The sequence below is a fragment of the Halopseudomonas sp. genome (assembly GCF_038130085.1).
In the GTDB taxonomy this organism is placed as follows: Bacteria; Pseudomonadota; Gammaproteobacteria; order Pseudomonadales; family Pseudomonadaceae; genus Halopseudomonas.
In genome coordinates this window covers 122,535-143,727 of record NZ_JAYPMU010000009.1, presented here as the reverse complement: position 1 = coordinate 143,727, position 21,193 = coordinate 122,535, and the positions used below count along the sequence as shown (strand labels likewise).

Sequence of the window (21,193 nt, the reverse complement as noted above, 5' to 3'; positions counted from 1 at the left end):
TGTTGATGAATCAGCCGATTTATCTGGATTACGCCGCCACTACGCCGGTTGATCCCCAGGTTGCCGAGAAAATGGTCGCCTGCTTAACCATGGACGGTAATTTCGCCAATCCAGCGTCACGTTCACACGTATACGGCTGGAAGGCTGAAGAGGCGGTGGAGAACGCTCGGCGTCAGGTGGCGGATCTGGTGGGCGCGGATCCGCGTGAGATTGTCTGGACCTCCGGGGCGACCGAGTCGGACAACCTCGCGATTAAGGGCATGGCGCACGCTTTGCTGTCCAAGGGGCGGCACCTGATCACCTCGCAGATCGAGCATAAGGCGGTCATTGATTGCTTCAAGCAGTTGGAGTTGGAAGGCTTCGAAGTCTGCTGGTTAGCGCCGGGCGCCGAAGGGGTCATTGCCCCGGAGCAACTGCAGGCAGCGATGCGTGACGACACCGTGTTGGTGTCGTTGATGCACGTTAATAACGAGATTGGTACGGTCAACGACATTCAGGCTTTGGGCGAGATTGCGCATGCGGGTGGGGCGGTATTCCACGTTGATGCTGCGCAGTCGACGGGCAAGTTGCCCATTGATCTGAAGGTGTTGCCGGTCGATCTGATGTCGTTCAGCGCACACAAGACCTACGGCCCCAAGGGCGTCGGTGCGCTGTTTGTGCGGCGTACTCTGACGCCGAAGCCGCAGGCGCAGATGCATGGCGGTGGTCATGAGCGCGGTCTGCGTTCCGGCACGTTGGCAACCCATCAGCTTGTCGGCATGGGCGAGGCCTTCGAGATGGCCGGTAAACTGATGAGGTCGGAGATCGCGCGAGTTTCAGCCTTGCGCGACGCGTTGCTCGATGGCCTGTCCGGCTTGGATGGCGTCAGCCTCAATGGCAGTGGCGAACAGCGTGTGCCGCATAATCTCAATCTGGCGTTCGCCGGTGTGGATGGCGAGCTGCTGCTGCTGGCGCTCAAGGATCTGGCCCTGTCTACCGGGTCTGCCTGCACCTCCGCGGCAGTCGAGCCGTCCTACGTCCTGCGGGGGATTGGTCTGAGCGATGAGTTGGCGCACAGCTCGATCCGTCTGTCGCTGGGGCGTTTTACGACAGAACAGGACGTTCAGCGGGCTGCCGAGATCATTTGTCAGGTGGTTGCTCGTCTGCGTGCCAGCTGACGGTCCGCCGTCAGCTAAGCTGCTGTTATCTATTTGTCTTTAACCTGCGTATAATCCGCGGGTTAACCATCTTTTGTAATTTCATTCTGTAACTACCTCTGTGGAGAGTTTTATGGCCGTTGAACGTACCCTGTCCATCATCAAGCCCGATGCCGTAGCTAAAAACGTCATTGGTCAGATTCTGACCCGCTTCGAGCAGGCTGGCCTGCGCGTCGTCGCTGCCAAGATGGTTCAGCTGTCCCAGGCCGATGCCGAAGGCTTCTACGCCGAGCACAAAGAGCGTCCTTTCTTCAAGGATCTGGTTGGCTTCATGACTTCCGGTCCGGTTGTCGTTCAGGTTCTGGAAGGCGAAGGTGCCGTTCTGAAGAACCGTGATCTGATGGGCGCTACCAACCCGAAAGAAGCTGCTGCCGGTACTATCCGGGCTGACTTCGCCGAGTCCATCGATGCCAACGCTGTTCACGGCTCCGACTCCACCACTTCCGCTGCACGCGAAGTGGCTTACTTCTTCGCCGAAACCGAACTCTGCCCGCGCTAAGGCCGGGTCGGGTTTGCTCAGCCGAGTGATGTGATCGCCATGACTGATACCACCAGCAAGACCAATCTGCTGGGTCTGACACAGCAGAAACTGGAAGCTTTCTTCGAAGGATTGGGAGAGAAGCGTTTTCGTGCCGGCCAGGTCATGAAATGGATGCATCACTATGGCGTGGACAACTTCGATGACATGACGAATATCGGCAAGGCCCTGCGCGAAAAGCTCAAGGCCACGGCCGAGATTCGTGGTCCCGAAGTGGTCAGCGAAGATATTTCCCGCGACGGCACACGCAAGTGGGTCGTCCGGGTTGCCTCGGGCAGTTGTGTCGAGACGGTGTACATTCCGCAAAATGGGCGTGGCACGCTGTGCGTGTCGTCTCAGGCGGGTTGTGCGCTGGACTGCAGCTTCTGCTCGACCGGCAAACAGGGCTTCAACAGTGATTTGACCGTGGCCGAAATCATTGGCCAGGTGTGGATTGCCAGCAAGTCCTTCGGTTCCGTCCCAGCCACCGCCGACCGTGCGGTCACCAACGTGGTGATGATGGGTATGGGCGAACCACTGCTGAATTTTGACAACGTTGTGGACGCCATGACGTTGATGATGGACGACCTCGGTTACGGTATCTCCAAGCGCAAGGTGACCCTGTCTACCTCCGGCGTGGTGCCGATGATCGAGAAACTCGCCGAGAAAGTGGATGTTGCTCTGGCGCTGTCGTTGCACGCGCCGAATAACGCACTGCGTAATCAGTTGGTTCCTCTGAACAAGAAGTACCCGCTGGAAGTGTTGCTGCCCGCGTGCAAGAGCTATATCGCCGGATTGGGCGAAAAACGCTCCTTGACCGTTGAGTACACCTTGCTCAAGGGCGTCAATGATCAGCCGGAACACGCGGCCGAAATGATCGAGCTGCTGCGCGACATCCCGTGCAAGATCAACCTCATCCCGTTCAACCCGTTCCCGCATTCAGGGTATGAGCGCCCCAGCAATAATGCTATCCGCCGTTTTCAGGACATGCTGCATCAGGCAGGCTATAACGTCACCGTGCGCACCACGCGTGGTGAAGATATCGACGCCGCTTGCGGCCAGCTGGTCGGGCAGGTGATGGATCGCACTCGCCGCAGCGAACGCTATATTGCCGTGCGCCAGCTCGCTGCTGATGCAACGGAAGCCGCGCCAGCACCAACGCGGCACAACGCAGGTTAATCACTCAGGCCGGAAAGGATGTTGACATGAGCAAGCCAAGCGCCGCGATTTTGATTCTCTGTCTGCTGCTGGCGGGCTGTGTCAGCACTGGCCAGACCGGTCGTAAAGTCGATCCCGAGGCTGCACGTGATGCCTATGTTCAACTCGGGATTGGCTACCTGCAGAAGGGTGAAACCGAGCGCGCCAAGCAACCGCTTAGCGAAGCATTGAAGCTGGACCCGCGTTCCGCGTCGGCGCACATGGTGCTGGCGCTGGTGTTTCAGCAGGAAGGCGAATACGGCTCGGCCGAGCAGCACTTCCGTTCCGCGCTGGCCGCAGAGCCCGATAACTCGCGGATTCTGAACAACTATGGCGCTTTCCTGCTCGATCGTGAGCGCTATCAGGAGGCGCTGCAGTATTTCAACAAGGCGGCGGCCGACACCCTGTACAGCGAGCGCTCGCGGGTATTCGAGAATATGGGGATTGCCTATCTGCGTATGGGGAATGCCGAAGCCGCCCGGGAAAATCTGGAGCGTTCTCTGCGTTTGAACAGTCGCCAGCCGCGTGCGCTGCTGGAGCTGGCTCAGCTTGAATTCAATTCCGGCGACTTTGTACCGTCGTGGGATCATTACCGCCGGTTCGATCAGTTGTCCGAGCAGAACGCCGCCAGCCTGTGGCTGGGCGTGCGGCTGGCGCGTCGATTCGAAGATCACAGCAAGGCTGCAAGCTACGCGCTGCAGCTCAAGCGCCTTTACCCCAACAGTCCCGAAGCCAAAGCGCTTATGGAGTCCGAAAAGTCATGAGTTCCGAGCGTCATGATGCAGCAGCAGACATGGCAGAGCCGAGCACCCTGCGTAACCCAGGTGAGTCCTTGCGCGAGGCGCGTGAAGCGCGTCGGCTAAGCACTACCGAGGTTGGGCTGGAGCTTAAGATATCGCGTACGGCCGTAGAGCAGATCGAGGCAGGTCAGTTCGATCGGCTGCCAGGGGACACCTTTACGCGTGGCTATATTCGCAGCTACGCCCGCCTGATGTCGCTGGATCCCAACCGTCTGGCCGTTGAGTTTGATCGCTACCGTGGTATCGAGACGCGGGAACGTCCGGTTAGCTCTATTTCACGCGTCAACCTGCCGCACGGTTCAGGTCGCTCTGGTATGCGCTGGACGACCCTGTTTATTGTGCTGGTGCTGGTTGCGTCCGCGCTCTGGTGGTATGAGTCCAAGCGTCCGGCACCAGAGCCGTTGCCGCCAATGGACGAGCTTGAGTCCGAGCTGCTGCTGGATGATGTTGAAGTCGACGCTATGACGCTGCCTGAGTCGATTGCCGAGCAAACTGATGGCATTCCGGCGGACCTGATGCCGCCAGAGGAGCAGGCTGAGCTGGCCGCAGAACAGAGTGAGACCGAGCCTGGAGCAGCGGAGCCCGATGCGGCAGCGCTGGCCGATGTCGAGGCGCCGGCTACCGAGGCTTCAACCGCTGCTGTTGCGGAGCCTGCGGATAGCGCGCCAGCCGCTGATGCCGGTTTGCAGCTCAGCGTTGCTGCCGACTGCTGGGTGCAGGTCAGTGCCGCTGACGGTGCGGTTTTGCACAGCGGGCTGCTGCGTGAAGGGCAGTCGCTTGATATTCCCCATGATGGTGCATTGAACCTGGTCATTGGTGATCGCAGTGCGGTTACCTCCCTACGCTTCAAGGGCAACCCCGTTACACTGCCGCCGCAGAGCCAGTCCGGTGTCGTCCGGCTGCGTCTGGGCGAGTAAGAGGTCAGACAGTTATGCAGCATGAGTCGCCGGTAAAACGTCGTATCTCCCGGCAGATCAAGGTTGGCTCGGTACTGGTGGGCGGCGATGCGCCGATCTCCGTGCAGAGCATGACCAATACCGAAACCTGTGATGTGGCCGCCACGGTCGAGCAGATTCGCCGACTGGAAGCAGTAGGCGCCGACATCGTGCGTGTATCCGTGCCGAGCATGGAAGCCGCCGAAGCGTTCGGTGAAATTCGCAAGCAGGTCGATATCGCGCTGGTGGCGGATATCCACTTTGACTACAAGATTGCCTTGCGGGTCGCGGATCTCGGCGTGGATTGCTTGCGTATCAACCCGGGCAACATCGGCCGTGAAGATCGCGTCAAGGCGGTGGTCGATGCCGCCCGCCACAACGGTATTCCGATCCGCATTGGCGTCAACGCCGGCTCGCTGGAAAAGGACCTGCAGAAGAAATATGGCGAGCCGACACCGGCAGCGCTGGTTGAGTCTGCGCTGCGTCATGTCGAGCATCTGGATCGCCTGGACTTTCAGGACTTCAAGGTTAGCGTGAAGGCGTCTGACGTGTTCATGGCCGTTGATGCCTATCGCCTGCTCGCCAAACAGATTGAACAGCCGCTGCACTTGGGTATCACCGAAGCGGGTGGTCTGCGCTCCGGCACCGTCAAATCGGCAGTCGGGCTCGGTATGTTGCTGGCCGAGGGGATTGGCGACACCATCCGTATTTCGCTGGCGGCGGATCCGGTCGAGGAAATTCGGGTCGGGTTCGACATTCTGAAGTCGCTGCGCCTGCGTTCGCGCGGGATCAACTTCATCGCCTGCCCGAGTTGCTCGCGCCAGAACTTCGATGTGGTCAAAACCATGAACGAGCTGGAAGCCCGTCTTGAAGACGTGCTGACGCCGCTGGATGTTGCCGTTATCGGCTGTGTGGTCAACGGCCCGGGTGAAGCCAAGGAGGCTGATATTGGCCTGACTGGCGGCACGCCGAACAACCTGATTTATCAGGACGGCAAGCCGGACCAGAAGGTGGATAATGTCGAACTGGTCGACCGGCTGGAAAAAATGATTCGAGATAAAGTGGCTGCCAAACAGGCGCTGGATGCCAATACCATCGCCCGTGGTTGAGCGACCAAGTAATAGGAAAGAGACTTTGAAGACCCTGCAAGCCGTTCGCGGCATGAACGATGTTCTGCCCGAAGATAGCGCCCTGTGGCAGTACTTTGAGCGCACTGTGGCTGATCTGCTGACCACCTACGGTTATCAACAGGTACGTATGCCGATCGTTGAACCGACCGAGTTGTTCAAGCGCTCCATCGGTGAAGTGACTGATATCGTCGAAAAAGAGATGTATACCTTCGATGATCGCAATGGCGACTCCCTGACTCTGCGCCCTGAAGGCACTGCCGGTTGTGTGCGTGCCATGTTGCAGCACGGTCTGCTGGGCGGCGGCGTTGCGCAGAAGGTCTGGTACAACGGCCCTATGTTCCGCCACGAACGCCCGCAGAAGGGGCGTTATCGCCAGTTTCACCAGATTGGCGTGGAAACCTTCAATCTGACCGGTCCGGACATCGACGCCGAATTGATCGTGCTGTCCTGGCGCCTGTGGCAGCGTCTTGGGATCAGTGATGCGGTAAAGCTGGAGCTGAACAGTCTCGGCAGCTCTGAAGATCGCGCGCGGTATCGCGACGATCTGGTCGCTTACCTGCAGGAGCGGTTCGAGCAACTGGACGAGGATAGCCAGCGGCGGCTCGCCAGCAACCCTTTGCGTATTCTCGACAGCAAGGTGCCGGAGACCCAGGCGCTGCTGACTGACGCTCCCAAGCTGGCGGATTACCTGAATGACGACGCGCGAGCGCACTTTGAAGGGCTGCGTGCGTTACTTGATGAAGTCGGTATTCCCTATGTAATCAATCCCAAGCTGGTGCGCGGGCTGGACTACTACGGCCTGACGGTGTTCGAATGGGTGACTGATCAGCTCGGTGCCCAAGGTACTGTCTGCGCCGGCGGTCGTTATGACGGTCTGGTCAGCCAGTTGGGGGGCAAGCCCGCTCCAGCGGTTGGCTTCGCTATGGGTATCGAGCGGCTGTTGCTGCTGATCGAAACCCTTGAGCGCGTGCCGTCTGAACTGGCTCGACAGGTCGATGTCTACCTGGTCACGTTGGGAGACGTTGCGGCGAAGGCGGGTCTGCGTCTGGCAGAACAACTGCGCGATGCGCTGCCTTCGCTGCGCCTGGTTGTGCATGCCGGGGGTGGCAGCTTCAAGAGTCAGTTCAAAAAGGCTGACAAGTCGGGCGCCCTCTATGCATTGGTGTTGGGGGAGGATGAAGTTGCGGTGCAGCAGATTGGCTTCAAGCCGCTGCGCAGTGGCGAAGAGCAGGAAACCTTGAGCTGGCAGGATGTGCCGGCTCGACTGGCAGAGATTATCTGAGCGGCGTTTGTCGTTACTGGTTTGGCTAAGGAGTGAAGGGTGGCTTACGAGACAGAAGAAGAACAGGTAGAGAAGCTGAAAGAACTCTGGCAGCGTCACGGCGTACCGCTGCTGACCGGGGTGGCCATCGCTTTGGCCGGGGTATTCGGCTGGCAAGCCTGGCAAAATTATCAGCAGGGGCAGGCACAGGGTGCCTCCGCGCTCTATCAGGCCATGCTGGAATCGGTCCTGGGCAGTGACTCCGAGGCCTCCCGTGCCCGCGCCGCTCAGTTGGCTGCGCAGCTGCGTAGCGATTATGCAAACTCCCGTTATGCTGATTATGCGGCGCTGATGCAGGCCCGTTTGGCCGTTGAGGCGCGTGACTATTCGGTTGCCGAAAAGAGCCTGCGCGAGCTGGTCGACACCAGCGAGGACGCAGCGCTGCAGGAAGTTGCCCGTCAGCGTCTTGCCCGTGTATTGGCCCAGCAGGAGCGTGCCGAGGAAGGCTTGGCTCTGTTTGCTGCACCGGTCGAGGGTAGCGAACTGAAGGCAAGCCGCGAGGAAGTGCGCGGTGATCTGCTGGTTGGTCTGGGCCGCAAGGCCGAAGCGCGTGCTGCCTATGAGGCTGCAATTGAAGCGCTTGAGGATGCGTCCTCTCGCCCGCAACTGCAATTGAAGCTGGATGATCTGGCGGAGGAAGCCTAGTGAAAGTGATGTCACGTTATCTGGTGCTGGGCTTGGCTGCTGCAGTGCTGGCCGGCTGCGGTAGCTCCGGTAAGAAGGAATTGCCGCCGGCAGAGTTGGAGAAATTTGACGCAGAGGTTCAACTGGACCGCGTCTGGAAACACAATATTGGTGTTGGTCAGGGTGAGTTGTTCAACAACCTCACGCCCGCACTGGACGGTCTTACCCTCTACGCTGCGGACGCCAAGGGCCGTGTCGTTGCTCTGAATCGTGAAGACGGCGACGAGAAGTGGGAAGTCAAACTCAAGGCGCCGCTGTCTGGTGCTGTTGGTGCCGGCGGTGGTCTGGTGATCGTCGGTACGCTCGACGGTCAGGTTATTGCGCTGGACGAGAACGACGGTAGCGAGAAGTGGCGCGCTCAGGCTTCCAGTGAGGTTCTGGCACCGCCGCAGACCAATGGCGATGTGGTTGTCGTGCAGACCCAGGATGACAAGCTGGTTGCGCTGGATATCAGCAACGGCGAGCGTCGCTGGATTTATGAATCGTCGCTGCCGGTGCTGACCGTGCGCGGCCACAGCACGCCTATCGTAGACGTGCGTCAGGTGTTCGCCGGCCTGGCCAGCGGTAAGGTCGTGGCTCTGGCGGCTGATACGGGTATCCCGCTGTGGGAGCAGCGTATCGCTCAGCCCAAGGGCCGTTCCGAGCTGGAGCGCATGGTCGATATCGACGGTCAGCTGCTGCTGGATGATCAGCGCCTCTACGTTGTGTCTTACCAGGGTAATGTAGCCGCGCTGGATGCACAGACGGGCCGCCCGCTGTGGCAGCATCCGGCTTCCAGCTACGTTGGCCCGGGCGTTGGCTTTGGTAGCGTTTATGTCAGTGAGGCGAACGGTACTGTGCAGGCGCTGGATTCCGGTAGCGCCCGTGAGTTGTGGAGCAACGAGTCGCTCGCGCGCCGTCAGTTGACTGCGCCGGTTGCCTTCAGCAACTACGTAGCAGTCGGCGACTTTGCTGGCTACCTGCATCTGCTGGGCCAGACTGACGGCCGCATGGCTGGACGTGTAAAGGTCGACGGTGATGGTCTGCGCGCCAGCCCGCTGGTCATTGGCGACCTACTGTTCGTCTACGGCAACGGTGGCGATCTGGCGGCTTACAAGCTGAAGTAACCCGAAAAGCGGTTATACTTGCCCGGCCGCTGCACAATCAGGTGCAGCGGCCGTTTTGTTTTTTCTGCACAGCATATGTGCGCGGAGTAATCATGGTTCCTGTCATCGCTCTGGTGGGGCGGCCGAATGTCGGCAAATCCACACTGTTCAACCGTCTGACCAAGAGTCGTGACGCCATCGTTGCCGACGTCGCCGGCCTTACCCGCGACCGTCAGTACGGAGAGGCAGTCTGGCAGGGCAAGCCGTACATTGTGGTCGATACCGGTGGCCTCACCGGCGACGAGCAGGGTCTTGATCTGATGATGGCCGGTCAGTCCTTGCAAGCCATTGAAGAAGCAGACGCGGTACTGTTCCTGGTCGATGCCCGCGCTGGCCGCACCGCCGGTGATGAGCAAATTGCTGCGCATCTGCGCAAGCGCAACAAGCACACCTACCTCATCGCCAACAAGATCGATGGCGCGGATCCGGACGCCATCCTTGGCGAGTTCGCTACGCTGGGTCTGGGTCAGCCGCTCGGTATTGCTGCCGCGCACGGCCGCAATATCAACCCGATGCTGGATGCGGTGCTGAACGATGAGAACCTGCAGGTCACTGGCGAGGAAGGCCGCGTCGTTGAACCGATCGGCACCAAAATCGCCATTATCGGCCGCCCGAACGTGGGCAAGTCCACGCTGGTTAACCGCATGCTCGGTGAAGACCGGGTTGTGGTGTTCGATCAGGCCGGAACGACCCGCGACAGTATTTATATCCCCTACGAGCGATTTGAGAAGCCGTACACGCTGATCGACACGGCCGGTGTGCGCCGCCGTGGCAAGGTATTCGAGGCCATCGAGAAGTTCTCGGTGATCAAGACCCTGCAGGCCATTCAGGACGCCAACGTGGTGATCTTTGTGGTCGATGCCCGCGAGGGTATCGTTGAGCAGGATCTGCACCTATTGGGCTTTGTGCTCGAAGCCGGTCGCGCGCTCGTGATTGCCGTCAACAAATGGGACGGCATGGCGCAGGAAGAGAAGGACTACGTGAAGACCGAGCTGGAACGCCGGCTGATCTTTGCTCAGTTCGCTGATCTCCACTTCATTTCGGCGCTGCATGGTAGTGGCGTAGGTCTGCTCTACAAGTCGGTCGATCAGGCCTACCAGGCCGCGATGACCAAGATCCCGACACGCCGCATGACCGAGATTCTTGAGGATGCGGTTAGTGAACACCAGCCGCCGATGGTCAATGGTCGCCGCATCAAGCTGCGCTATGCTCACCTAGGTGGTTCCAACCCGCCGATTATCGTCGTGCACGGCAATCAGGTGGATTCGGTGCCGCGCTCCTATACCCGTTATCTGGAGAACACCTTCCGTAAGGTGCTGCGCCTGACCGGTACGCCTATTCGGGTCGAGTACAAGGGCAGTGATAACCCTTACGCTGACCGCAAGAACACGCTGACTGAGCGTCAGGTAAACAAGAAGCGTCGCCTGATGAGTCACAACAAGAAGATGAAGAAGAAGAGCAAGGATAAGCGTTGATCCTGCTCAAACAAAAAAGCCGGCATCAGCCGGCTTTTTTGTGTCTGATACTCAGGCTTCCATTGCCGGATAATCGGTGTAGCCCTCGGCACCGCCGCCGTACAGCGTGCGCGGGTTGACCTGATTGAGTGGTGCGCCAGCCTGCAGGCGGGCAACCAGGTCCGGGTTGGCGATGTAGGGGCGACCAAAGGCGGCAAATTGCGCAAGGCCGCTCTCGAGTGCCGCAGAGGCGCTTTCGCCGTCCAGTCCGCCAGCGAGGATGAAGTCCCCCTTGTAGACCTTGCGCAGTTCGGCCAGCAGTTCGTCAAAGCCTTCGTAGCTGCCACCGGCCCAGTCGGGCTTATTCACATGCACATAGGCCAGGCCGCGATTATTCAGCTGCTCCAGCAGGTAGCTGAATGTTTCCAGCGGGTTGGCGTCTTCGACGCCGTTGAAGGTGCCGAGCGGCGAGATGCGGATGCCGACGATACCGGCGTCGCCTGCTGCGGCAATCACGGCATCGACTACTTCCAATACCAGGCGTGCCCGGTTCTCTGCGTTTCCGCCATAGGCATCGGTACGCTGGTTGCTGTTGGAGCAGAGGAACTGGTCGAGCAGGTAGCCGTTGGCAGCGTGAATCTCAACGCCATCAAAGCCTGCTTGCAGGGAATTGCGCGTCGCTTGGGCGTAGCTTTCTACTACTTGTGGCAGCTCGGTGGTCTCCAGCGCACGCGGAGTCGAGGCTGCTGCTTTGTGATGACTGCCGTCTGGCTCTTGGACATACACGTCAGCCTTGGCGGCAATGGCCGACGGCGCGACCGGCGCTTGGCCGTTTGGCTGGATCAGCGTGTGCGAGATGCGACCGACGTGCCACAGCTGCAGGAAAATACGGCCTCCGGCGGCGTGTACCGAATCGGTAACCGTTTTCCAGCCCGCGATCTGCTCCGCGCTATGAATGCCCGGAGTCCAGGCGTAGCCCTGCGCTTCAGGGCTGATCTGCACGCCCTCGCCGATGATCAGGCCTGCGTTGGCGCGCTGGGTGTAGTACTCGACGTTAAGCGCATGGGGCAGATTGCCGGGCTGGGCAGCGCGTTGGCGAGTCAGTGGGGCCATTACGACGCGGTTGGGCAGGTCAATGCTGCCGAGGCGAGCGGGTTGAAACAGGGTATTGCTGGGCATGGATGTCTCCCGGATTCAGTGACTGGTGGATTGCCAATGCCGGTCATTATGGGGGTGGCAATCTTTTTAACAAGTACGTACGATTTCGGCAGTCACTTACCAAAAGGTAATCATGGGATGACGGAAGAACAGTTGCGTATCGCCGAAAGCAAGCGGCTGGTGCGGGGCGATAAGACCTATTCGACGCCGATCGAAGTTACTTTGGATGTAATCGGCGGCAAGTGGAAGGCGGTGCTGGCATACCACATCATTCAGGGACCGCAACGCTTCTCTGAGTTGAAGCGGCTGGTATCGGGGATCACCGAGAAGATGCTGACCCAGCAGCTGCGCGAGCTGGAACGGGATGGTGTGGTGAGTCGCACAGTGTTTGCCGAGGTACCACCCCGGGTCGAGTACCGGATTACCGAGCATGGTGCGAGCCTGCAGCCGGTGTTGGCAGCAATGTGTGCGTGGGGGAGAGAGCACTGGCAGCAGAGGGCTGCCAGCGCGAATGACTGATCCGCAGGGGGCTGCCCTGCGGACTTTCCGGCTTAGGCTGCTTGTGCTTCGGCCTGACGCAGTGCGCGGTTGAGCGCGCTGAACAGGGCGCGGAAGCTGGCAGTGGTCAGGTTCTCGTCGATTCCAAGGCCGTGTACCGGCCGACCACCATCCATACGGACCTCTACATAGGCTGCGGCTTTGGCGTTGGTGCCGGAGCCGATGGCATGCTCAGAGTAGTCCATGATCTCCACGGCAACCGGCAAACCGGCAACCAGTGCTTCCAGTGGGCCTTTGCCCAAGCCGCGCCAATGCAGGGTATTGCCCTGATTGAGCACTTCAACGTCGACGGCGCTGGTGCCGTTTTCTTCCTGCAGACGGTGACGGATCAGCGCATAGGGGCTGGTCGCTTGCAGGTATTCCTTCTCCAGCAAGCCGTGAATCTGCGCTGCAGTCAGCTCCAGACCCAGACGATCGGTCTCACCCTGAACCACCTGGCTGAACTCGATCTGCATGCGGCGCGGCAGGCTGATGCCGTATTCCTGTTCCAGCAGATAGGTGATACCGCCCTTGCCGGACTGGCTGTTGACGCGAATAACCGCTTCATAGCTGCGGCCGATGTCGGCCGGATCGATCGGCAGGTAGGGGACTTCCCAGATGCCGTTCGGATCCTGCTGGGCAAAGCCTTTGCGAATTGCATCCTGGTGCGAGCCGGAGAACGCAGTGTGCACCAGGTCGCCCACGTACGGGTGGCGCGGGTGGACTGGCAACTGGTTGCACTCTTCGACGACCTTGCGCACAGCATCGATGTCGGAGAAGTCCAGACCCGGGTGCAGACCCTGGGTGTACATGTTCAGTGCCACGTTGACCAGATCCACGTTGCCGGTACGTTCGCCGTTGCCAAACAGGCAGCCCTCGACGCGGTCGGCGCCGGCCATCAGGCCCAGTTCGGTGGCTGCAACACCAGTGCCACGGTCGTTGTGGGTGTGCAGGCTGACCAGCACGCTGTCGCGGCGGCTGATATGACGGCAGAACCATTCAATCTGGTCGGCGTAGATGTTCGGGGTAGACACCTCGACGGTGGCCGGCAGGTTGAGGATCACCTTGTTATCGGGCGTTGGCTCCCAGACATCCAGCACGGCGTCGCAGACTTGAACGGCGAACTCCAGCTCGGTGGAGGTGAAGATTTCCGGCGAGTACTGGAAGGTCCACTGGGTGTCCGGTTGCTTGGCGGCCAGCTGTTTGATCAGCTTCGCGGCGTTGACGGCGATATCGGTAACGCCTTGCTTGTCCTGTTTGAAGACGATGCGGCGGAAGCTAGGTGCGGTCGCGTTGTAGACGTGAATGATGACCTTCTTGGCGCCGCGAACGGACTCAAAGGTGCGCTCGATCAGGTCGGCGCGAGCCTGGGTGAGTACCTGAATGGTGACGTCATCCGGAATGTGGCCATCTTCAATCAGGGTGCGTACGAAGTCGAAATCGGTCTGCGACGCTGACGGGAAGGCGACTTCGATCTGCTTCAGACCCACGGCGACCAGCGTCTTGAAGAAGCGCAGCTTGCGCGCCGGATCCATCGGTTCGATCAGTGACTGGTTACCGTCACGCAGGTCGGAACTGCACCAGACCGGAACTTCAGTGATGGTGCGGCTGGGCCACTGGCGGTCGGGAATGTCGATCGGCTGGAACGCGCGGTACTTGCTGGACGGGTCTTTGAGCATGCTCATGGTCTGGGTTTCCCTGGGCTGGTTGGCCTCTCGTGAAGGCCAAAGGCAGTAACAGATAAGAGTTCGTTGCAGTAGAAGGTAATGTCTTGGGTTTTTGGTTGCAACAACTTGAAAAAAATTGGCAGAAATCACTTCGTGAGCAATAAATGTTGGTTTTTATTGTCGCTGCGGTGCGAATTCTGCCAGATGTTTGCGCGGCTGTTTCAGGGCGCCATCAAGGTTGATAGGTGCCGATAAAGATCGCCGGATCCACCCGGCTGCCATTGAGGCTGACGTTCCAGTGCAGGTGAGGGCCGGTGGCGCGGCCGGTCGAGCCGACCTTGCCGAGTACCCCGCCGCGGGCAACTTCCTGCCCCAAGTCGACATCAATGGCGGACAGGTGACAGAACATGCTGATCAGTCCCTGCCCATGGTCGACGAAGACGGTTTTGCCGTTGAAGAAGTAGTCACCTAGCAGAATGACCTGGCCGGCAGCGGGTGCCTTGATCGGCGTACCGGTGCTGGCGGCGAAGTCGAGGCCGGAGTGGGGGTTACGTTCCTCGCCATTAAAGAAGCGGCGCACGCCGAAGGGGCTCGATTGGCGACCCTGCACCGGGCGATCAAATAGCAGGTTACTGGGTTGGCGCGGGCTGAAATGCGCGTAGGCATCGGTCTGCTCTTTCAGTTCACGCTCAATACGCGCCAGTTGCGCCGGATCCGGATTGACCTGGCTGCGGTTCTTCAGGGTGATGTGCTGCTGGGCGTATTCACGTGGGCCGACATTGAATGCCAGTTGGCGACCGTCTGCCAGCTCGATGTGCTGCGTACCGGTGGTGACATCCAGGCCCAGTCCAACGATGGCGATCCAGCGCTGGCCATCCTCGCGGATGGTCAGCAGCGGTTTGCCCTGAAAGGTTGCCCGTGGCGCCTCGGCCTGCTCGGGCAGCGCCACGACGGCAACGCCGCCGGGCACCGGTTTGTTGAGCAGGCGGGTGATAAATCCGTCGGCCAGCGCGGGCAGGCTGAGGGCGGCGAGAAGCAGTGCCGCCAGCGGGCGGCGCAATCGATTTCCAGGCATGGATCAGTCCAGCAGCGAGAGGGTATGGGGTTCGTCTTTTATGACTTCTACCGCGAGGGTGCCGTCGTGCAGGCGGGCGTTTAGGCGCTGGCCGGGGCGGGTGTCCCCGGCACTGCGAATGGCCTTGCCCTGCTGGTCGAGCAGGATGCTGTAGCCGCGACCGAGGGTTGCCAGCGGGCTGACCAGATGCAGTGCCTGCACCTGCTGCTGCAGGCGCGTGTGTTGTAGCTTGAGCTGTTGCTGCATGGCGCGTGGCAGGCGCTGATCCAATTGCTGCCACTGCTCGTGCAGGCGCTGCAGGCGACGGCCCGGATGCTGGGTGTTGAGGCGCGTCTGCATGTGGTGCAGGCGATCGGCACGCTGGCGCAGCCGATTGTCGACGGCACGGCGCAGGCGCATTTCCAGCTCGTCCAGCCGCTGAGCCTGTTGGGCCAGACGCTCGCCCGGATGACGCAGGCGGCGGCGCAGGCCATCGAGTTGCAGGCGCGCTCGGCTCAAACGTTCGTTGAGGCGTTGCTGCAGTCGACGCTGCAGTTGCTCGATCTGCCGCAGCAGGGCCAGTCGATCCGGACTGAGCAGCTCTGCTGCGGCGGACGGGGTAGGAGCGCGCACATCGGCAACAAAGTCGCTGATGGAGAAGTCGGTTTCATGCCCGACCGCGCTGATGGTTGGCGTTTGGCAGGCGGCGAGGGCGCGCGCGACGCTTTCCTCGTTGAACGGCCAGAGATCCTCCAGCGAGCCGCCGCCGCGGCTGAGGATAATGGCGTCAAAGCCGGCACGGTCAGCCCGCTCCAGCGCCTTGACCAGCTGCGGTGCCGCCTCGCGGCCCTGGACTGCGGCGGGCACGATGACCAGCTCGATGAACGGCGCTCGGCGGCCGAATACACTGATGATGTCTCGTACTGCCGCACCGCTCGGTGAGGTGATGACGCCGATCCGGGTAGGATGGGCGGGCAGGGGGCGTTTGCGCTCGCTGTCGAACAGGCCCTCGGCCTGCAGTTTGGCCTTCAATGCATCGAACGCCTGACGCAGCGCGCCGTCACCGGCCGCCTCGACGCTGTCGACGATCAGCTGGTAATCGCCGCGTCCCTCATACAGGCTGACCCGGCCACGTGCGCGGATTTGCTGCCCGTCGCGCATGGCCAGTCGTACCCGGGCGGCATTCTGGCGAAACAGTGCGCAGCGAATCTGCGCGCGGTCATCCTTCAAAGTGAAGTACATGTGGCCGGAGCTGGGGCGCGACAGGTTGGACAGCTCGCCTTCGACCCAGATGCGCGGGAACACGTCTTCCAGCAGCTGTCTGGCGCGGGCATTAAGTTGGCTGACGCTAAGCACATCGGGCTCGGCGGTCAGCTTTTGAAACAGGAGGTCATCATTCATGGGCGCATTCTAGCAGGCTGCTTCGCCTACGTTTTCAACTACCTGCTAACCCATTCGCCGTGGCCGCTGCGTCCCTTGTATTCTTCTGCCATTTAGAACACTAAAGCCAATTGAGTGTGGCGGGGGTGATAGGTATAATGTCGCGCTTCCATTTTTCCCGCTCGGGAGCCTGCTATGCTGCGTATTCGCCAAGAAGCACTTACCTTTGATGACGTTCTCCTGGTGCCCGGATACTCCGAGGTCCTGCCCAAGGACGTGAGTCTCAAGACCCGTCTGACCCGTCGTATCGAACTGAACATCCCGCTGCTGTCCGCTGCCATGGACACCGTCACCGAAGCCCGTCTGGCAATCGCCATGGCGCAGGAAGGTGGCATGGGCATCATCCACAAGAACATGACCGTCGAGCAGCAGGCCGCCGAAGTACGCAAGGTCAAGAAGTTCGAGTCCGGTGTTGTCCGTGACCCGATCACCATCGACGCCAGCGCTACCGTTGCCGAGCTGATCGAGCTGACCCATCAGAACAACATCTCCGGTGTGCCGGTGCTGTCCAACGGCGATCTGGTCGGTATTGTTACCGCCCGCGACATTCGTTTCGAAACCCGCATGAATGCGCTGGTCAGCGACGTGATGACGCCGAAGGAAAAGCTGGTGACCGTCAAGGAAGGCGTCGCCGCCTCCGAAGTGCGTCAGCTGCTGCACATTCATCGCATCGAGAAAGTGCTGATCGTTGATGATGCCTTCCGCCTGCAGGGCATGATGACCGTCAAGGACATCGAAAAGGCCCGTGCCTATCCGAACGCTGCTAAAGACGATCAAGGCCGGCTGCTGGTTGGCGCCGCTGTGGGTACCGGCCCGGAAACCCCGGCACGCGTTGAAGCACTGGCCGCTGCTGGCGTTGACGTGATCATCGTTGATACCGCACACGGCCACTCCAAGGGCGTGATTGACCGCGTCAGCTGGGTCAAACAGAACTTCCCGGATATTCAGGTGATCGGGGGCAACATCGCTACCGGCGCTGCTGCCAAGGCACTGGCTGACGCCGGCGCCGATGCCGTCAAGGTCGGTATTGGCCCGGGCTCCATCTGTACTACCCGTATCGTTGCCGGTGTTGGTGTGCCGCAAATTTCTGCCATTGCCGATGTGGCCGCCGCGCTGGAAGGCACTGGTGTCCCGCTGATCGCGGACGGCGGTATTCGCTTCTCTGGCGATCTGGCCAAGGCCATCGCTGCTGGCGCATCTGTTGTGATGATGGGCTCCATGTTCGCCGGTACCGAAGAAGCGCCGGGCGAAGTCGAGCTGTTCCAGGGTCGTTCCTACAAGGCCTACCGTGGCATGGGTTCGCTGGGCGCGATGGCTAACGCCGGTGGTGGTTCCGCTGACCGTTACTTCCAGGACTCTGCCGCTGGTGCCGAGAAACTGGTTCCTGAGGGGATCGAAGGCCGCGTACCGTATAAGGGCGCGCTGTCGGCGATCATCCACCAGTTGATGGGCGGCCTGCGTGCCTCCATGGGGTATACCGGTTCCAGCTCCATCGATGAGATGCGTACCCAGCCCGAGTTCGTTCGTATTACTGGCGCCGGCATGAGTGAGTCGCACGTACACGACGTGCAGATCACCAAGGAAGCGCCGAACTACCGGGTCGGTTGATCGACTTATTTGACAGGTGCCGGAAGCAGGAAGCGGGCGATTCGAGGGTAACTTCGACAGCCCGCTTCCTGCTTCCGGCTTTCAGCTTCAAGCACTTTCCCAAGGAAAGCTCATGTCCCACGATATTCACGCTCATCGCATCCTGATTCTGGACTTCGGTTCTCAGTACACCCAGCTCATCGCCCGTCGGGTACGTGAGATTGGCGTTTACTGCGAGATCCACCCTTGGGACATGAGTGCCGAGGACATCAACGCCTTCGCTCCGCGCGGCATCATCCTGGCCGGTGGCCCGGAGTCCGTGCACGCCGCCGACAGCCCGCGCGCGCCGCAGGCGGTATTCGACCTGAACGTGCCACTGTTTGGCATCTGCTACGGCATGCAGACCATGTCCGAGCAGCTGGGCGGCAAGGTTGAAGGTTCTGACGTTCGCGAGTTTGGCTACGCCCGTGTCGATGTTGTCGGCAAGGCCCGCCTGCTCGATGGCATTGAGGATCACGTCGACGCTGACGGCGTACTGGGCCTCGATGTCTGGATGAGCCATGGCGACAAGGTCACTGCGATTCCGGAAGGCTTCCACGTGCTGGCCAGCACACCCAGCTGCCCGATCGCGGCGATGGCTGACGACGAGCGCGGCTACTACGGCGTGCAGTTCCACCCGGAAGTGACCCACACCAAGCAGGGCGGTCGTATCCTGTCGCGCTTCGTACTCGACATCTGCGGTTGTGAAGCGCTGTGGACGCCGGCCAATATCGTGGAAGACGCCATTGCCACCGTGCGTGCACAGGTAGGCGACTCCAAGGTACTGCTGGGCCTGTCTGGTGGTGTCGATTCCTCTGTCGTCGCTGCGCTGCTGCACAAGGCCATTGGCGATCAACTTACCTGCGTCTTCGTCGACAACGGTCTGCTGCGTCATCAGGAAGGGGATCAGGTCATGGCCATGTTCGCCGAGAACATGGGCGTCAAGGTCATCCGTGTTGATGCCGAAGACCTGTTCCTTGGCCGTCTGGCTGGTGTTGCCGATCCGGAAGAGAAGCGCAAGATCATCGGCCGCACCTTCATTGAAGTGTTCGACACCGAAGCGACCAAGCTGCAGGACGTGAAATTCCTCGCCCAAGGCACCATCTATCCGGACGTGATCGAGTCGGCTGGCGCCAAGACCGGTAAGGCTCACGTGATCAAGTCGCACCACAACGTCGGCGGTCTGCCGGACGACATGGCCTTTGAACTGGTCGAGCCGCTGCGCGAACTGTTCAAGGACGAGGTGCGCAAGATTGGTCTGGAACTCGGCCTGCCCTACGACATGGTCTACCGTCACCCGTTCCCGGGTCCGGGTCTGGGTGTGCGTATCCTCGGTGAAGTGAAGAAAGAATACGCCGACCTGCTGCGTCTGGCGGATCATATCTTCATTCAGGAACTGCACAACTTCGACTGGTACCACAAGACCAGCCAGGCGTTCGTCGTGTTCCAGCCGGTCAAGTCGGTTGGCGTGGTCGGTGATGGCCGTCGCTACGCCTGGGTGGTTGCCCTGCGTGCGGTAGAAACCATCGACTTCATGACTGCTCGCTGGGCGCACCTGCCGTATGAGCTGCTGGAGAAGGTCTCCAACCGCATCATCAACGAAATCGAAGGTATCTCCCGCGTCACCTACGACGTATCGAGCAAGCCGCCGGCGACCATCGAGTGGGAGTAAGTCTTTATATGTAAGCCATTGTTTAAATTTAGATAATGGCCTGTATATGAGTCTGTAGAGCAAACCCTTGATTGTTATTGCAGTCAGGGGTTTTCTTTTAGTCGTGCAGAACGCCGCACCTTCAGCAAGTTGAGCGGGCCTTGCCCGACAAGACCGCTGTCAGTTCGCCGCTTCAGCTCATGGCTGCCTGCAGCCAGGCGGCCAGTACCCCTGCGCCGACGGCAATAATCATGGGAATGGCGACTCTCAGCCCCAGGCTGCGGGTGCCGAATACCAGTGCCATAGCTGCCTTGATCAGGCTGTTGCTGAGGGCCGCCAGCAGGATGGCGATGACCGCGGTCTCCTGGTCCAGTGACTCCAGAGACAAGCGGGTAATGGCCAGGGTGATTGCATCCACATCCACAAGGCCCGATACCACCGACAACATCAGCACACCCTTGTTGCCCAGCCATTGCGTGAGCAGCTCCGCCAGCAGCAGAATCGCCGCCAGCAGCGCGCCGAACATCAGTGCCGAGCTGAGATCCAGCGGGTTCTTGTTAAGTGTGGGCTGCTCTGTGGTGAGCGTGTCCCGATGCTGATACCAGAGCAGCAGGGCGGGGGCATAGATAAACAGCACGGTGATCAGTACCGGCCCTAGCAGCACGGGCAGCAGTGCCTGATTCAGCAATGTGCAGTACACCAAAATGCGCGGGAACATGGTGCCACAGGCAATGAGAATGCCCGCAGCCAGCTGTGGGCTCAGCTCATCGGCCGAACGCGATGCCTTGGCATAGTGCAATGTCAGTGCGGTGGACGAGCTGAGCCCGGCAAACAGGCTGGTGAACAGGATACCTTTGGCAGTCCCTACAACACGGACGGCAAAGTAGCCGATGAAGGAGATCATGGCGATCAGCACCACCATAATCCAGATGTTGTAGGGATTGAGGACGTCGCCGGGTCCGAAGCCCCTGTTGGGCAGCAGTGGCAACATGACCACGGTAATCAGCAGCAGTTTCAGGCCGGCATCCAGCTCTTTTTCCTGCAGACGGTGCAGCAGGCTGTGAATCTCCTCCCGATTGTCGAGAATAATCGCGGTGATGACGGCGGCGGCCGCCGCGAGTGCGGGTGAAATGGCAATCGTGACTGCGCCGTAACTGAAAGTCAGCAGCAGGCAAATCAGGTTGGTGATGCTGAAGGTGTTTTGCTGACGTGCCTGATGACTGAAGGCCACCAGCGTAATGGCAGTCAGTGACAGCATCGCTGCCGGCAGCAACCAGATGGTTATTTCCTCTGCCAGCAGGGCGCTGATGCCCCCAAACAGGCCGACCAGGGCAAAGGTGCGAACGCCAGCAATGCGCTCGCCGGCCTTTCTGTTGCGGGCCTGCCAGCCCCGTTGAATGCCGATCACTGCTCCCAGCAGCAGGGCTACGCCCAAGTTCAGAGCCTGCTGATTGCTCAGCAGAAAATCGTTCACGATTCCGTTCATCTCACCCTGTCGCCATCGCCTCTGTTTAGCGACAGACTAATCCTTTCTGTCGCTGGCAACTACCGAGGAGCGGTTACTGCTGCCCATGGGCTGTGCAGGGGCCTGGGTTGACTGGCGGTGATCGTAACGGGCGCAAAAAAGCGCTAATTCACGGTGGCTGCACGGTGGTTGCGCTGCAGCAAACGCTCCGGGTAT

The 21,193-nt window shown here is 60.2% G+C and carries 18 protein-coding genes; 13 read left to right on the top strand and 5 right to left on the bottom strand.

Annotation, left to right across the window (positions count from 1 at the left end; genetic code table 11):
• Nucleotides 1-5: 5 nt before the first annotated feature.
• From AAFM31_RS09170 to der, 10 genes are all read left to right on the top strand, one after another.
• Entirely contained in the window at nucleotides 6-1,157 is a 1,152-nt protein-coding gene (locus AAFM31_RS09170; RefSeq protein ID WP_341707614.1) for an IscS subfamily cysteine desulfurase, read from the top strand.
• A gap of 112 nt (nucleotides 1,158-1,269) precedes the next feature.
• The gene (gene ndk, locus AAFM31_RS09165; protein ID WP_341707613.1) at nucleotides 1,270-1,695 is read left to right on the top strand and encodes a nucleoside-diphosphate kinase; all 426 of its coding nucleotides are present in this window, start codon (nucleotides 1,270-1,272) and stop codon (nucleotides 1,693-1,695) included.
• Between the two features lie 39 nt (nucleotides 1,696-1,734).
• Nucleotides 1,735-2,892, top strand: coding sequence for a 23S rRNA (adenine(2503)-C(2))-methyltransferase RlmN (rlmN, locus tag AAFM31_RS09160; protein ID WP_341707612.1), 1,158 nt, complete (start codon nucleotides 1,735-1,737; stop codon nucleotides 2,890-2,892).
• 26 nt (nucleotides 2,893-2,918) lie between these two features.
• Nucleotides 2,919-3,674, top strand: a complete 756-nt coding sequence (gene pilW / locus AAFM31_RS09155) for a type IV pilus biogenesis/stability protein PilW (RefSeq protein WP_341707611.1) — start codon at nucleotides 2,919-2,921, stop codon at nucleotides 3,672-3,674.
• Nucleotides 3,671-4,627: a RodZ domain-containing protein gene (locus AAFM31_RS09150; RefSeq protein ID WP_341707610.1), complete on the top strand. Its 957-nt coding sequence runs from the start codon at nucleotides 3,671-3,673 to the stop codon at nucleotides 4,625-4,627. The genes pilW and AAFM31_RS09150 overlap by 4 nt, the downstream gene beginning before the upstream one ends.
• 14 nt (nucleotides 4,628-4,641) lie before the next feature.
• Nucleotides 4,642-5,754, top strand: coding sequence for a flavodoxin-dependent (E)-4-hydroxy-3-methylbut-2-enyl-diphosphate synthase (gene ispG / locus AAFM31_RS09145; RefSeq protein ID WP_341707609.1), 1,113 nt, complete (start codon nucleotides 4,642-4,644; stop codon nucleotides 5,752-5,754).
• Between the two features lie 25 nt (nucleotides 5,755-5,779).
• The gene (gene hisS, locus AAFM31_RS09140) at nucleotides 5,780-7,057 is read left to right on the top strand and encodes a histidine--tRNA ligase (RefSeq protein WP_341707608.1); all 1,278 of its coding nucleotides are present in this window, start codon (nucleotides 5,780-5,782) and stop codon (nucleotides 7,055-7,057) included.
• Nucleotides 7,058-7,096: 39 nt separating this feature from the next.
• A complete protein-coding gene (locus AAFM31_RS09135) occupies nucleotides 7,097-7,741 on the top strand; it encodes a tetratricopeptide repeat protein (protein WP_341707607.1) in 645 nt (214 codons plus the stop codon).
• A gap of 8 nt (nucleotides 7,742-7,749) precedes the next feature.
• Nucleotides 7,750-8,886, top strand: coding sequence for an outer membrane protein assembly factor BamB (bamB, locus tag AAFM31_RS09130; protein WP_341707627.1), 1,137 nt, complete (start codon nucleotides 7,750-7,752; stop codon nucleotides 8,884-8,886).
• Nucleotides 8,887-8,978: 92 nt separating this feature from the next.
• Nucleotides 8,979-10,400, top strand: coding sequence for a ribosome biogenesis GTPase Der (gene der, locus AAFM31_RS09125; RefSeq protein ID WP_341707606.1), 1,422 nt, complete (start codon nucleotides 8,979-8,981; stop codon nucleotides 10,398-10,400).
• A 51-nt stretch (nucleotides 10,401-10,451) separates the two neighbouring features.
• Here der and AAFM31_RS09120 read toward each other — a convergent pair whose 3' ends face one another.
• Nucleotides 10,452-11,558: an alkene reductase gene (locus AAFM31_RS09120; RefSeq protein ID WP_341707605.1), complete on the bottom strand. Its 1,107-nt coding sequence runs from the start codon at nucleotides 11,556-11,558 to the stop codon at nucleotides 10,452-10,454.
• A 36-nt stretch (nucleotides 11,559-11,594) separates the two neighbouring features.
• On the opposite strand from AAFM31_RS09120, the gene AAFM31_RS09115 reads away from it, so the two are divergent.
• Entirely contained in the window at nucleotides 11,595-12,056 is a 462-nt protein-coding gene (locus tag AAFM31_RS09115; RefSeq protein ID WP_341707604.1) for a helix-turn-helix domain-containing protein, read from the top strand.
• A 32-nt stretch (nucleotides 12,057-12,088) separates the two neighbouring features.
• Here AAFM31_RS09115 and leuA read toward each other — a convergent pair whose 3' ends face one another.
• The 3 genes from leuA to xseA form a co-directional block, all read right to left on the bottom strand.
• On the bottom strand, nucleotides 12,089-13,759 hold the full coding sequence (gene leuA, locus AAFM31_RS09110; RefSeq protein WP_341707603.1) for a 2-isopropylmalate synthase: 1,671 nt from the start codon (nucleotides 13,757-13,759) through the stop codon (nucleotides 12,089-12,091).
• Between the two features lie 214 nt (nucleotides 13,760-13,973).
• Nucleotides 13,974-14,816, bottom strand: coding sequence for a peptidoglycan DD-metalloendopeptidase family protein (locus AAFM31_RS09105; protein ID WP_341707602.1), 843 nt, complete (start codon nucleotides 14,814-14,816; stop codon nucleotides 13,974-13,976).
• 3 nt (nucleotides 14,817-14,819) lie between these two features.
• Nucleotides 14,820-16,196 carry an exodeoxyribonuclease VII large subunit gene (gene xseA / locus AAFM31_RS09100; RefSeq protein ID WP_341707601.1) on the bottom strand — a complete coding sequence of 459 codons (1,377 nt, stop codon included), beginning with the start codon at nucleotides 16,194-16,196 and terminating at the stop codon, nucleotides 14,820-14,822.
• 174 nt (nucleotides 16,197-16,370) lie between these two features.
• On the opposite strand from xseA, the gene guaB reads away from it, so the two are divergent.
• Together guaB and guaA are read left to right on the top strand one after the other, a co-directional pair.
• A complete protein-coding gene (gene guaB, locus AAFM31_RS09095) occupies nucleotides 16,371-17,843 on the top strand; it encodes an IMP dehydrogenase (protein WP_341707600.1) in 1,473 nt (490 codons plus the stop codon).
• A gap of 112 nt (nucleotides 17,844-17,955) precedes the next feature.
• The gene (guaA, locus tag AAFM31_RS09090) at nucleotides 17,956-19,533 is read left to right on the top strand and encodes a glutamine-hydrolyzing GMP synthase (RefSeq protein ID WP_341707599.1); all 1,578 of its coding nucleotides are present in this window, start codon (nucleotides 17,956-17,958) and stop codon (nucleotides 19,531-19,533) included.
• 172 nt (nucleotides 19,534-19,705) lie between these two features.
• Here the strand turns inward: guaA and AAFM31_RS09085 are convergent, their stop codons facing one another.
• Entirely contained in the window at nucleotides 19,706-20,986 is a 1,281-nt protein-coding gene (locus tag AAFM31_RS09085; protein ID WP_341707598.1) for an MgtC/SapB family protein, read from the bottom strand.
• Between the last annotated feature and the right edge of the window lie 207 nt (nucleotides 20,987-21,193).

Coding starts and splice junctions, on each gene's coding strand:
- ndk (WP_341707613.1), top strand. CDS start 1,270: ATGGCCGTTGAACGTACCCTGTCCATCATCAAGCCCGATGCCGTAGCT.
- pilW (WP_341707611.1), top strand. CDS start 2,919: ATGAGCAAGCCAAGCGCCGCGATTTTGATTCTCTGTCTGCTGCTGGCG.
- AAFM31_RS09120 (WP_341707605.1), bottom strand. CDS start 11,558: ATGCCCAGCAATACCCTGTTTCAACCCGCTCGCCTCGGCAGCATTGAC.
- ispG (WP_341707609.1), top strand. CDS start 4,642: ATGCAGCATGAGTCGCCGGTAAAACGTCGTATCTCCCGGCAGATCAAG.
- AAFM31_RS09150 (WP_341707610.1), top strand. CDS start 3,671: ATGAGTTCCGAGCGTCATGATGCAGCAGCAGACATGGCAGAGCCGAGC.
- rlmN (WP_341707612.1), top strand. CDS start 1,735: ATGACTGATACCACCAGCAAGACCAATCTGCTGGGTCTGACACAGCAG.
- guaB (WP_341707600.1), top strand. CDS start 16,371: ATGCTGCGTATTCGCCAAGAAGCACTTACCTTTGATGACGTTCTCCTG.
- xseA (WP_341707601.1), bottom strand. CDS start 16,196: ATGAATGATGACCTCCTGTTTCAAAAGCTGACCGCCGAGCCCGATGTG.
- der (WP_341707606.1), top strand. CDS start 8,979: ATGGTTCCTGTCATCGCTCTGGTGGGGCGGCCGAATGTCGGCAAATCC.
- AAFM31_RS09170 (WP_341707614.1), top strand. CDS start 6: ATGAATCAGCCGATTTATCTGGATTACGCCGCCACTACGCCGGTTGAT.
- guaA (WP_341707599.1), top strand. CDS start 17,956: ATGTCCCACGATATTCACGCTCATCGCATCCTGATTCTGGACTTCGGT.
- bamB (WP_341707627.1), top strand. CDS start 7,750: ATGTCACGTTATCTGGTGCTGGGCTTGGCTGCTGCAGTGCTGGCCGGC.
- AAFM31_RS09105 (WP_341707602.1), bottom strand. CDS start 14,816: ATGCCTGGAAATCGATTGCGCCGCCCGCTGGCGGCACTGCTTCTCGCC.
- leuA (WP_341707603.1), bottom strand. CDS start 13,759: ATGAGCATGCTCAAAGACCCGTCCAGCAAGTACCGCGCGTTCCAGCCG.
- AAFM31_RS09115 (WP_341707604.1), top strand. CDS start 11,595: ATGCCGGTCATTATGGGGGTGGCAATCTTTTTAACAAGTACGTACGAT.